The following is a 12,500-nucleotide window of genomic DNA, read 5'->3' as shown; positions in this document are numbered from 1 at the left end:
TTAAAGCAGTCTCTCTTCACGCCGGCTTTCGCCGGCGTTTTTTTATGCCTTCGCGAGATGCGAGGGCTCAGTCCTGCACGAGAGGGCTGCCATACGGGAAGTCGGTTGCCGGTTCCGCATGCTTCTGGCGATGTGCGTTGCGCATTGGCTTGAGCACGAACACGGCGAGCAGCGCGGAGACCGCCGCCATGCCCGATGCCAGCATGAACACCGCGTGCCAGCTGCCGGTTGCCGCGGTGATCACACTCGTGAACGGCACGAGCAGCGCGGCCGTGCCCTTCGCGGTGTAGAGCAGGCCCGCGTTGGTCGCGGCGAACTTCGGCCCGAAAGTGTCGCCGCAGGTGGCGGGGAAGAGGCTGTAGATCTCGCCCCACGCGAAGAACACGATGCCCGTGAGCACGACGAACGCGGTCGGGCTGTGGCCGTATTGCGAGAGCAGCACGATGCCGATCGCCTCGATGCCGAACGCGATGAACATCGTGTTCTCGCGGCCAATGCGGTCCGACACCCAGCCGAAGAAAGGTCGCGTGAGACCGTTGAGCACGCGGTCGATGGTGAGCGCGAACGTGAGCGCGGGCAGCGTGAGGCCGAGGAGCGACACGGGCGAATCGTGCAGGCCGAAGTCCTTCGCGATCGGGCCGAGCTGCGCGGTCGCCATCAGACCGCCGGCGGCCATCATCACGAACATGGCGTACATCACCCAGAAGATGGGCGACGCAATCACCTCGCGCGGGCCCGCGTTGTAGACGGCGCTGGCACTCTGCGCGACTTGCTTCGCCGCATTTCCAATCGCGCGTTTCGCTGCGGCGACGCCATGCGAGGCGGGCGCGCTGAGCGCGAAGCCGAGCACGAGCACGACGATCCCTTGCCCAAGACCGAACCAGAGGAACGTGGACTCATAGCCGCTGCTCTTGATCATGTTGGCGATAGGCACGACAGTCGCCGCCGACCCCGCACCGAAACCCGCCGCTGTAATGCCGGCCGCGAGCCCGCGCCGGTTCGGAAACCACTTGAGCGCATTGCCGACGCAGGTGCCGTACACAGCCCCCGCACCGAGCCCGCCGATTGCCGCCGCGATATAGAGCACAGGCAGGGAAGCCGCGATCGAGTTGAGCACCCACGCAACACCGCACAAGAGTCCGCCGGCCACGACCACGGGACGCGGCCCGTACTTGTCGACGAGCCAGCCTTCCACGGGCACGAGCCAGGTTTCGGTGACGACGAAGATCGTGAACGCGACCTGAATCGCAGGGCGCCCCCAGTGGTACTTCTCGTTGATTGGATTGACGAACAGCGTCCAGCCGTACTGCATGTTGGCGATCATCGCCATGCAGATGACGCCTAACACGAGCTGTGTCCACGGCGACGCGAATCGCGACGCCCCTCCTTGCCGATGCTCCATGTGTGTCTCCGGTTTCTTCGAATGAATGGCCTTCTGCGAGGGGCGCTTTTTGCCCGAATCGCGGTCCGCTTATCCTGTCGTTTAGCTGACAGTCGTTTACACAATATGTAATATATCAACGGAGTCAAGCGAAAGCCATCTCGGTGTTTCCACTAGCACGGCGTATTGATGAGTATGGTTTTTGAAAGCTTTGGATCGATGCTGGGTGCGCTCAAAAAAAAGCCCGCCGGTTAGGCCAGGCGGGCTGAGGCATGCGCGAGATAGCGGAAATCGCGACATGTGATGTCGTTATAGTTGAAAGCTTTTGGTAATGTAAGGAGAATTTTTTCTGGAGCCTTTCATGTAGATTTTGATGAAAGGTTGGTCGGCATTCTTGCGCGCGACTGTCGGCCCGGCAGGAAGCGAGGGCGTGCATGGCCGTGACGCGCGTGCCAAACTGCCTGCTGACGGGTCGGCATCGTCGAACGAGGAGACGATTCATGCAGCGCGAAACATTCATCCGCGGCCTGGCCGATGAAGGCTTTCCCGAGCCCGTTGTCGTGACGCGCGAGGCCGGCGTCATGGAGGTCCACTCGCATCCGTTCGAAGCGAAGGCGCTGGTCATCGAGGGCGAGTTGCACATCCGCGTCGGCGACGAGGAGCGGCACTACAAGGCCGGCGACGTGTTCCATCTCGCCGCCAACCTGCCGCACGCCGAGCGTTACGGGCCGCAGGGCGTGCAGTATCTCGTGGGGAGGAAGTGAAGGCGGGCGCCTCACCCCCGCGCCGCAATCTCCTTCTTCCACCCCGCGATGATCTTTCCGGCCAGCGCGTTGTAGTCGCCGTCGAAGTGGTGATCGCCGTCCGTCTTGACGACGTCGATGCCGGTGTTGACGAGCGCTGGGCACAGCGTGTCTTTCTCGCCCGCGCCGTACACGCACTGCACGATCGAAGGCGGCACCTTCGCGAGTTCCGGGCGCACCTGCAGCGCCTTGTCGCTGGCGGGCATGCCGAGCCAGCCCGTCACGCGGATCTGGAAGTCGGCGTCCGGCGCGAAGCCGAGCAGCGACATGTACGACACCTTCGCGCGCAGCGGGTCGGGCAGACGGTTGTAGGCGAACGGCATCACGTCCGCGCCAAACGAGTAGCCCACGAGCGCGATGTGCTGCGCATGCCAGCGCGAGCCGTAGGTCTTCAGCACGCGGGCGAGATCGTGGCTCGTTTGCGCCGGCGTCTTTTCGCTCCAGAAGTAGCGCAGCGCGTCCCAGCCGATCACCGAAATACCCTGCTTTTGCAGCGCTTCCGCAATCGTCTTGTCGAGATCGCGCCAGCCGCCGTCACCCGAGATGACCACCGCGAGCATGTCGGTGGGATGCGCCGCGGGCAGTTCGACGAGCGGCAAGTCCGACACGTCCTCTTCGCTTTCCGTCGCGACGCGCAGATGATTCGATGTGAGCGCAACGATCTTGTCGGCATCGGCGACGCTGGGGGCGAAGGCGCGCGGCGTGCCGGAACGGGTTGCTTGCACATCTTTCGTCGTCACGCCCTGCTCGAAGAAGCCGGGCAGGCCATTGCCGCGCGAGAGCGTGGGATCGGCAGGGCAAGGTGCGAAGCGCGCATCGAGCTTCGCAGCCGGATCGAGCGACACGGCACCCGCCATCGTGTTGGCCGGCGCCTGCGAGAGCATGCGTTGCGCGATGAGCGCACCTTCACCGCTGCCGATGGCGATCGGCGCGTAGTACTCGCTGGACCCCTGTTGGCGTTCGAGTTGGTGGCTCAGCGCTTCGGCATCGCTGTAGAGCTTGTGGCAGGTTTCGTTCTTCACTGCCGCGAGGTTCGTTGCGTAGCGCTCCGTATCGACACCCACGACGAGCGCGCCATGCTGCGCGAGCGCGTCGGCGCGCGTCTGGTCTGCGGCGCTCCAGTGCTTGTCCGCCGAGAACAGCACGGTGAAGCCGCGCATCGCGCCACTCGGTTTCGTCACCGCGACTTCGCCATAACGGCCGCCGGAAACGTGCATCGTCGCGGCGGAAGCGGGCGTCGAAGCGGGATTCGAAGCCGCGTTGGCGTGAGCCGCGCAAAACGTGAGCGCAGCGGCGCCCACTGCCGTGCCTGCAATGCGCGGCAGCCTGGAAATACGGAATGTCATGAGCGCCAGCCTCCTGCCAGCAGCGATAGATCGGCGAGGGTGATGAACACGCTGATCGAGCCCGAAGCGGCCAGATAGCGCGGTTCCCAGCGCGGCGCGAACTTGTTCTTGAAGCCGCGCAGCCCCCGGAAGTTATAGAAGCGGCCGCCGAAGCGCCAGATGAAGCCCGCGAGCCGGTGCCACGACGAAGCGAGCGGCGAGGGGCCCATGCCCGAGAGCGGCGCCATGCCGAGCGAGAGCGACTGGTAGCCAGCGGCCTTCAGGTGCAGCGCGAGCTGCGTGAACAGATACTCCATCGCGTAGGGCGAGGCGCCCGGCAGATGGCGCATGACGCCCACCGTGGCGTCGGTATTCAGATCGGTCGTCATGAAGGTGACGAACGCAAGCGGCTCGCCGTTCTGGCGGATGACCAGCACCGACTGCGCGGCGAGATAGTCGTCGTCGAACGCGGCCACCGAGAAGCTCTTTTCGCGCGCTTCGCGGTCCTGCAGCCAGGCGTCGGAGATTGCGCGCAGCACCGGCAGGCTCGCGCCCATCTGCGTGGGCTCGATGTGTTCGATCGAAAAGCCGTCGCGTTCGCCGCGCTTGAGCGCGTAGCGCAGATGCGCGCGCTGCGGTCCCTTCAGGTCGAATTCCTGCAGCATCACGCGCGCTTCCTCGCCGAGCTTCATCAGCGTGAGGCCGGCGTCGAGATAGAGCGGCAGCGCGTCGGCGCGCACCTGGTAGAACGCCGCGCGGCCGTTGTGCGCGTGCGCGAGCGTGACGAATTCGCGGATCAGCGCCGGCCACTCTTCGCGCGGACCCACCGGATCGTGCAGCGCGGCCCAGGTGCGGCCGCGCTTCGCGTACATGAGGAAGGCCTTGCGCGAGGCGGAGAAGAGGAAGCTCTTGTCGCCCATCAGCGCGAGGCCCGCGTCGCTGCGCTCCTGCGCGCGCACGATGCGCCCGGCTTCTTCGAGGTCCTCGCTCGCGGGCATCACGAAGCGCCCGGCGGCGGGGCGCAGCAGTTGCCACAGCGCGAGCGCGGCGGCGAACACGCCCGCGCCGAGCGTGGCGCGCAGCGCGCGCGGGGCGCGGCTGTGGAAGGCGAATTGCCACCAGAGGCTTTGCGAGTACTGCACGTCGCGGAACGCGAACAGCAGCACCCACACGGCGAGCGCGATCACGCAGCCGACCGAGGCGAGCCAGGCCGGCGTAAAGCGCTCGCTGAACATCGACGAGTGGCGATTGAAGCGCTTGCGCGTACCGAGCAGCAGCACGATCAGCACGCACAGCACGCCCGCCTCGACGAAGGCGAGGCCTTTGGCGAGCGAGAGCGCCAGGTTGGCCACGGCGATCACGAGTGCGAGCCACCATGCGGCGTCCAGACGGCGCAGCAGACCGCGCGCGACGAAGAGGAGCAGCACGCCGAAGAGGCTGCCCATCAATTGCGAGCTTTCGAGCACCCAGAGCGGCAGGATGGTCTGCAGCAGCGCGATGCGCTTGGAGAACGCGGGCGTGGCGCCCGAGATCACGAGCATGCTGCCCGTCACGAACGTGACGATGGCAAGGAAGAGCGGCGCGAGTTGCGAGACGCCGTCGGCGCCGCGCTTTGCAAAGCGGGCGCTGAGCGGCGTCTTGAGCGCGCGGCCCTCGAATACGGCGAGCACGGCCGCCGCGAGCGCGAGCGGCGCGCCAAAGTAGATCGCGCGATAAGCGAGCAGCGCGGCCAGCACCTTGGAAGTCGGCACGCTCGGGCCGAGCGCGTAGACCATCGCGGCTTCGAATACGCCGATGCCGCCGGGCGTGTGGCCGATCAGGCCGAGCAGCATGGCGGCGCAGTAAACAGTGAGGAAATCGGCGAAGCCGAGGAGCGCGTGCGGCATGACCGACCAGAGCGCGAGACCGGCGCCGACCACGTCGAGCGCGGCCAGCAGCAACTGCGCAACGAGATCGCGCCGCGCCGGCACCGAAAAGCGCAGCCAGGCGCGTCCGAACGGCTCGATTTCGCGCGCGCGGGCGGGGCAGAGGATCACCAGCACCGCGCCGCAGCCGAGCACCACGCCGCCGATCAGGCGCAGCTCGTCGGGCGAGAGATGCAGCAGCCCGGAGAGCGTACCGGCGGCGCCCACCATGCCGAGCGCGGTCATGAGCACGAGCGCGAGGGCGAGCGTGACGCTCGTGAACACCGTCATGCGGCCGATCTGCGCGGCGGTAACGCCCGCGCCGCCGTACACGCGGCAGCGCACGGCACCGCCCGTGAGCGCGCCGAAGCCGGTGACGTTGCCGAGCGCCGAGCCGGCGATCGCGCCGGCCCAGAGCGCGCCGCGCGAGACGCGCGCGCCGAGGTAGCGCAAGCCCACGGCGTCGCGTCCGACCAGGGCGACGAAGCTCACGGCCGTGGCGGCGAGCGCGCCTGCCCATTGCGCGGGCGTGAGCGTCCAGAGCTGGCGGATCACCGAGTGGTAGTCGACCGTGCGCGAGAGGTGCTGGAACACGACCAGCAACAGCGCGCAGATGCCGAGCGCGAGCACCGGCGCGACAATGCGCTGCAGGTGCAGGGCTCCGGCACGGCGGCGCAGCGCCTCGAGGGCGCGCGCCGCGCGCGAAGAATGCGAGTAAGACATGGATCGGTCTGGTGGCTCTCTGCGATGTCGCCGTATCGACTGTTACAGCTTCCCCGGCGGTGACATCGCGTTTATTCGCGTTTTGCGCTTACGTTCTTCCGAGACCGGCTCTCGCGCACCTCGCGCCGCGAACCGGAAATTCGAGCCGAATCGTAATCGTTCGGAAAGGACTGGTTAAGCTCAGCAAACGCATAGGACTACCCGCCGGTTGACGCCCCGCTGCAAGAAACCGCTATTGGGTGCGGATCAACTGGGCGCAATGACGCGTCGTAACTAGCGGATTTAATTGGGGAATACTCTCCTGGCGATTAATGTTTGGAAAACCTGATTAACAGCTGCGTTGAACGGCAAGGCAATCGTTAAGTTATGAGTAATCGGTGCGTGTCGATGTGTGCACCGATATGGTCAGTTTGCCGAAAGCCTTGTGTGACCGGGGTTCAGGGCGGATGGACTGTGCATTGTTTCGCCGCGAGAGATAATGTTTCGGCAGTTAGCCAGGCGCTTCCTGAAATCGCTGTCACTAATTCGAGACAGCTTGTTTATTCCTTTTACAATGCGCGACGGGCGAGTTAGTCTGCCTTGGTCAAGAGTTGTTTTACTGCGCCGGGAGAATGACGTGAAAAGACTAGCCTTGACTTCCCTTTCGCTGGCCGCGCTCGGGGTTGCCGGCACCGCTCAGGCACAGAACAGCGTGACGCTGTACGGCACCATTGACACGTCGATCACCTACGTCAACCACGCCCAAGGCAGCAACAGCCTCTGGACGCTCGGCAACAGCAGTTACGGCAATCTCTCCGGCTCGCGATGGGGTTTGAAGGGCGCCGAAGATCTCGGCGGCGGCCTCAAGGCGATCTTCCAGTTGGAAAGCGGCTTCAACCCGTCGACGGGCTCGCTCGCGCAGGGCGGCAGGCTGTTCGGCCGACAGGCATATGTGGGTTTGACGTCCGAGCAGTACGGCTCGCTCACGTTGGGGCGGCAGTATGACCCGCTCATCGATCTCGTGCAGGGCATTACGGCCGACAACTATTTCGGCTCCGTGTTCGCAACGGCGGGCGACGTCGACAACTACGACAACAGCTTCCGCGTGAACAATGCCGTCAAGTACACGACGCCCGTGTGGAGCGGCCTGCAGGTCGCGGCGATGTACTCGTTCGGCGGCGTGGCGGGCTCGACGGGCGCCGAGCAGTCGTACTCGGCGGCGATCAACTACACCAACGGTCCGCTCGCGCTGGCAGGCGGCTACTTCTACGCGACGAACAGCCAGGCCGTGAACGGCATTCGCACCGACGGCTGGACGAGCACCTCGGACGGCACCTTCGACGGGCCGATCAACTCCGGCTATGTCACGGCGCACTCGCTCGCCATTGCGCGCGCGGCGGGACAGTACCAGTTCGGCAAGTTCACCTTCGGCCTCGGGTACAGCAACGCGCGCTACGCCCCGGATGGCAGCTCGGTGTTCCACGATACCCAGAAGTACAACACCGGCCAGGGCTTCCTGAACTATCAGTTGAGCCCGTCGCTGCTGCTCGGCCTCGGCTACAGCTATACGCACGCCAATGGCGATACGACGGCGAGTTACAACCAGGTGTCGCTCGGTGCGGATTACAGCCTCTCGAAGCGCACCGACCTCTACATGACGGCAGCCTGGCAGCATGCAAGCGGCGATACAGGCAACGGCACGGGCGGCTCGATGCCGGCCGAGGCTTCGGTCGGGTCGTATGGTTACGCGGGGACGTCGAACCAGACCATCGTGAACCTCGGGTTGCGGCATAAGTTCTGATTCAGCACTTTGCAGTTACGCGACGCCGGATGCGCCTGTTGGGCGGTGCATCCGGCGTTTTGGCGTGTGCGGCTTTGACTCCGGTTCAAAGCGCGTCGAGCGCCGGGGTTTTACGCTTCACGCCTCGCGCGAGCGCCGTAGCGTGAGTAACGCGAGCCACGCGGCGAGGCGCTCCATACAGCGCCGCACGCCTGCAAACGGCGGCTGCCATGCGCTCGTGATGCTCACGCGCGCCGGCAACGCGGCCTCAGTGCTGAGCCAGATGCGCTCGCCGCGCTCGAGCCGAAGCGTCTCGCCCGGTTGCAGCCAGTGGTCGTAGGGCGAGCGGGCGCGCGTGATCCACACCTGGGCTGCTTGAACACGCAGCGTGGCCGACGCATTCACGCGCCAGGTGAGCGTACGCATGGGCGGCACGGCGAAGTGGACCGATTGTGCGGGCAACGGATCGTCGAAGCGGTCGGTTGCGTCTGCAACGGCCGGTGCGAGGGGCTGTGAAGCGGTCAGTGAAGCTGCCTGAAAAGCGTCATCCATCGTTTTCTCCAGTTTTTGGAGCCGACGAACGGAGCGCTGTCACCCAGAAAAACAAAAAGCCCCGTCGATGCCGGCGGGGCTTGTGATTTGCGTGACGACAGACTGCTAGTACGCACACCATCCCCGTGGGTTACCCGTATGGGTTTTCCACGGATGATTCATCGTGTTCGCGATGATGAGGAGGGTGGAAGAGGTGTGCATGGATCGAGTGTGCGGGCCGCCTTGCGGCGCTGTCAACCTGAAATGCTTAAATGGCTTTGGAAGCCGCGGTTTGTGTTGCGTGCGAGTCTCGTTCGCCGCTTTGCATGACGCGATCGTGCCCTTCGATGGCATATCCCCTTGCGGGCGGTACCGGTTTCTCACTAGCATTGGTTGTTTTCACAGATATCCGGTTGGCCGTGCCCACAATGTGGGAGTGAGCCGCTGATAAGCCCCCAAAGCGTCGAACTGTTGTGTGGAAGCGACTGCATCTGATATATCACATACAGAATATTGATTTTTGTCGCGACGCAGCATATGATTGAGTCATTCGATTACTCAATCATGCGGAGCTTCAAATGGATTTCGTTTCTCTCGCACTTTTCAGTGCAGCGGTGGTGGGTTTGGGTGCAGCGGCTACGGTCATGATCGCCAGGTGGCTGCCGCAATCTGCTATTGAGCAGGCCGCACAGCATGGCCGGTACGCTGGTTTGGGCGAAGCGCCGCGCGTGAGAGCGGTTCGTCGTGCACAATTCGGTCCGCGAATCCGTCCGCAGGTCGGAAAAGAGGTAATCAATGTCGTCAGAACAAACTGAAGTTGTAGCAAGCCGGGAAGCGGCGCCCCTCAAGCTGGCGCTGCAGCCCATCAACGCAACACTGAGCCTGCGCGATCAGGCTTACGCCATGCTGCGCCAGGCCATTGCCGACGCCGACATCTACCAGTCGCGCGAGGAAATCCGGCTCGACGAGCGCGTGCTGAGCGAATCGCTCGGCGTGAGCCGCACACCGGTGCGCGAGGCCATGACGCTGCTCGAGCAGGAAGGCTTCCTGCGCATGGTGCCCCGCCGTGGCATCTATATCGTGCGCAAGAGCAAGCGCGAAATCGTGGAGATGATCCAGATGTGGGCCGCGCTCGAAAGCATGGCCGCACGCCTCGCCACGATCCACGCCACCGACGAGGACATCGCGCGTCTGCGCCACATGTTCGACGACTTCCGCGACAGCACGCCCGCCGAGCATATCGCCGAGTACTCGGACGCCAACATCGCGTTTCACCAGGCGATCGTCGAGCTCTCCCGGTCGCAAATCATCCTCGACACCATCAAGAACATCTTCGTGCATGTGCGCGCCATTCGCCGCATGACGATTTCGCAGAGCGACCGGGCTTCGCGCTCGATCGTCGACCATCTGCGCATTATCGAAGCGCTCGAGAAGCGCGACACCGAGTTGGCGGAAAAGCTCGTGCGGCAGCATTCGCTGGATCTCGCGATCTACGTCGAGAAGAACTGCGATTTCCTTGACTGAGACGGGCAGTCAGCGCCGCTAAATCCGGGAGAAACGGGAGACCTTTGGTCTCCCGTTTTGCGTTTACGCTCCTTCGCGACCCGTCGGCTGAGGGCCTCCGACGCCGACTTTATGCGCATCAACCCCTGGCATCCCTGACCAAATCGCGGTCTCTCACAGCCATCCTTCACACGGAATCTGGCATATCAGACACGGAAAATGCTCGGGGTTTTCCCTCGTGTGCGCCGCGTCAACGCCGTCGAATTTGCACCGAAGCCGTACTGGATAAGGCTTCGACGCGATTCTAGTGGCATTCCCGAAGAGCAATTCCCCTCTTGCTTCACGCTGATATATCACATACCGTATTGCTCAAGGACGCAGATGTCGCGCCATAGCGCGAAACGCCTCTGCCCACGCAACCCCACCGATTTTCGAAAACTCGCCCGGCCACGATTAGATAAGGAGACATGACATGGGCAAGGCATTAAACGGCGTGCGCATCCTCGATTTCACGCACGTGCAGTCGGGACCCACCTGCACGCAACTGCTCGCCTGGTTTGGCGCGGACGTGATCAAGATAGAGCGCACTGGCGCCGGCGACGTCACGCGCGATCAGCTGCGTGACCTGCCGGACGCGGACAGCCTCTACTTCACGATGCTCAACGGCAACAAGCGTTCGCTCACGCTCGACACGAAGAACCCGCAAGGCAAGCGCGTGCTGGAGCGGCTCATTCGCGACTGCGATGTGCTGGTCGAGAACTTCGCACCTGGTGCGCTCGAGCGCATGGGCTTCAGCTGGGAGCGTATACAGGAGCTGAACCCGCGCATGATCGTCGCCTCGGTGAAGGGCTTCGGCCCCGGCCCCTATGAGGACTGCAAGGTCTACGAGAACGTCGCGCAGTGCGTGGGCGGCGCGGCTTCGACGACGGGTTTCGACGACGGCCCGCCGGTCGTTTCCGGCGCGCAGATCGGCGACAGCGGCACGGGCCTGCATCTCGCGCTCGGCATCGTCACGGCGCTCTATCAGCGAACGCATACGGGACGCGGCCAGAAGGTGCTCGCGGCCATGCAGGACGGCGTGCTCAACCTGTGCCGCGTGAAGCTGCGCGACCAGCAGCGCCTCGAGCGCACCGGCGTCATGAAGGAGTACCCGCAGTACCCCAACGACGGCTTCGGCGAGGCCGTGCCGCGCGCCGGCAATGCGTCGGGCGGTGGCCAGCCGGGCTGGATTCTCAAGTGCAAGGGTTGGGAGACCGATCCGAACGCCTATATCTATTTCATCGCGCAGGCGCCTGTGTGGGACCGCATCTGCAAGCTGATCGGGCGCGAGGAGTGGATCGACGATCCGGACTACGCGACGGCGAACGCGCGCCTGCCGCGCCTGAAGGCGATCTTCGACGAGATCGAGCACTGGACCATGCATCGCACGAAGTTCGACGCGATGGCGGTGCTCAACCGCTACGACATTCCGTGCGGCCCGATTCTCTCGATGAAGGAGATCGCCAGCGACGAATCGCTGCGCGCGAGCGGCACGATCGTCGAGGTGGACCACCCGGTGCGCGGCAAGTACCTCACGGTGGGCAACCCGATCAAGCTCTCGGACAGCCCGACCGAAGTCACGCGTTCGCCGATGCTCGGCGAGCACACCGACGAGGTGCTCGCCGAATTCGGCTACACGAAGGACGAGATCCACTCACTGCGCGATGCTGGCGCGGTTTGAAACCAGGGAGCGAAACATGGAAACGTGGATGCGTTTGATGGCGAGCGACGGCAGCATTGTGTTCGGCCGCGTCGAAAACGGTTACTTGCACGAATACGAAGGGCTCGATCAGCCGGTGCCGACTGGCGCGGTGCTGTCGCTGCGCGCACTCACGCCGCTCGCGCCCTGTGCGCCCGGCAAGGTGGTCGCGCTCTGGAACAATTTTCACGCGCTCGCCGCGAAGCTGGAAAAGCCGGTGCCTTCGCACCCGCTCTTCCTCATCAAGCCGGCGGCATCGGTAATCGGCTCTTCGGAATTGATTCGGCGTCCTGCCCACTATGCGGGAAAAATCGTCTTCGAAGGCGAGCTCGGCATCGTGATCGGCAAGCGCTGCCGCGATGCGAGCGTCGAAGAGGCCGCTTCGGCGATCTTCGGCTACACGATCGTCAACGACGTCACGGCGGCGGGTCTTATTACCGAGAATCCGCACTTCCCGCAATGGTGCCGCGCCAAAGGTTTCGATACGTTCTGTTGTTTGGGCCCGGCGATCGTTTCCGGCTTCGACTGGCAGCGCGCGCGCGTCGTCACGAAACTCGACGGTGTGGAGCGGCAGAATTATCCGCTCGACGACATGGTGTTTTCGCCGGCGCAGCAGGTGAGCCTCATTTCGCAGGACCTGACGCTCGAGCCGGGCGACGTGATTGCATGCGGCACGTCACTCGGCGTAGGCTCGATCGTTGATGGCGCAACCGTCGAGGTCACCATCGAAGGGATCGGTACGTTGAGCAATACGCTGGGCGCCGTATGCGCGCAATCCGAGTCGCTCGCGGCCGTAGAGGGTGCGGCTTGATGACGTAAAACCAGAGACGCGC

At 64.2% G+C, this 12,500-nt stretch carries 10 protein-coding genes; 6 read left to right on the top strand and 4 right to left on the bottom strand.

From position 1 onward, the window contains the following. Positions 1-67: 67 nt before the first annotated feature. Positions 68-1,402 (bottom strand): oxalate/formate MFS antiporter, encoded by a 1,335-nt coding sequence (gene oxlT, locus VSR72_RS33670; RefSeq protein ID WP_342956581.1) that lies wholly within the window; start codon positions 1,400-1,402, stop codon positions 68-70. Between the two features lie 479 nt (positions 1,403-1,881). On the opposite strand from oxlT, the gene VSR72_RS33665 reads away from it, so the two are divergent. After that, the gene (locus tag VSR72_RS33665; RefSeq protein ID WP_342956580.1) at positions 1,882-2,145 is read left to right on the top strand and encodes a cupin domain-containing protein; all 264 of its coding nucleotides are present in this window, start codon (positions 1,882-1,884) and stop codon (positions 2,143-2,145) included. A gap of 11 nt (positions 2,146-2,156) precedes the next feature. Here the strand turns inward: VSR72_RS33665 and VSR72_RS33660 are convergent, their stop codons facing one another. After that, positions 2,157-3,530 carry an AcvB/VirJ family lysyl-phosphatidylglycerol hydrolase gene (locus VSR72_RS33660; protein ID WP_342956579.1) on the bottom strand — a complete coding sequence of 458 codons (1,374 nt, stop codon included), beginning with the start codon at positions 3,528-3,530 and terminating at the stop codon, positions 2,157-2,159. Further along, positions 3,527-6,136: a bifunctional lysylphosphatidylglycerol flippase/synthetase MprF gene (mprF, locus tag VSR72_RS33655; RefSeq protein ID WP_342956578.1), complete on the bottom strand. Its 2,610-nt coding sequence runs from the start codon at positions 6,134-6,136 to the stop codon at positions 3,527-3,529. Before mprF ends, VSR72_RS33660 begins: the two co-directional genes overlap by 4 nt. A gap of 616 nt (positions 6,137-6,752) precedes the next feature. On the opposite strand from mprF, the gene VSR72_RS33650 reads away from it, so the two are divergent. Continuing rightward, on the top strand, positions 6,753-7,916 hold the full coding sequence (locus VSR72_RS33650) for a porin (RefSeq protein WP_342956577.1): 1,164 nt from the start codon (positions 6,753-6,755) through the stop codon (positions 7,914-7,916). Between the two features lie 117 nt (positions 7,917-8,033). On the opposite strand, the gene VSR72_RS33645 is transcribed toward VSR72_RS33650, so the two are convergent. Then, on the bottom strand, positions 8,034-8,447 hold the full coding sequence (locus tag VSR72_RS33645) for a DUF2917 domain-containing protein (RefSeq protein ID WP_342956576.1): 414 nt from the start codon (positions 8,445-8,447) through the stop codon (positions 8,034-8,036). Positions 8,448-9,004: 557 nt separating this feature from the next. Here VSR72_RS33645 and VSR72_RS33640 point away from each other — a divergent pair. From VSR72_RS33640 to VSR72_RS33625, 4 genes are all read left to right on the top strand, one after another. Then, positions 9,005-9,241, top strand: coding sequence for a hypothetical protein (locus tag VSR72_RS33640; RefSeq protein WP_342956575.1), 237 nt, complete (start codon positions 9,005-9,007; stop codon positions 9,239-9,241). Further along, positions 9,222-9,950 carry a GntR family transcriptional regulator gene (locus VSR72_RS33635; protein ID WP_342956574.1) on the top strand — a complete coding sequence of 243 codons (729 nt, stop codon included), beginning with the start codon at positions 9,222-9,224 and terminating at the stop codon, positions 9,948-9,950. Before VSR72_RS33640 ends, VSR72_RS33635 begins: the two co-directional genes overlap by 20 nt. Positions 9,951-10,401: 451 nt before the next feature. After that, on the top strand, positions 10,402-11,649 hold the full coding sequence (gene frc, locus VSR72_RS33630; RefSeq protein WP_342956573.1) for a formyl-CoA transferase: 1,248 nt from the start codon (positions 10,402-10,404) through the stop codon (positions 11,647-11,649). A gap of 16 nt (positions 11,650-11,665) precedes the next feature. After that, positions 11,666-12,478 (top strand): fumarylacetoacetate hydrolase family protein, encoded by an 813-nt coding sequence (locus tag VSR72_RS33625; RefSeq protein ID WP_342956572.1) that lies wholly within the window; start codon positions 11,666-11,668, stop codon positions 12,476-12,478. The last annotated feature ends 22 nt before the right edge of the window (positions 12,479-12,500 follow it).

Source organism: Paraburkholderia sp. JHI869 (genome assembly GCF_038900775.1).
In the GTDB taxonomy this organism is placed as follows: domain Bacteria; phylum Pseudomonadota; class Gammaproteobacteria; order Burkholderiales; family Burkholderiaceae; genus Paraburkholderia.
Note: the sequence above shows the minus strand (reverse complement) of the source record. Positions and strands in the feature narration are given on the sequence as shown.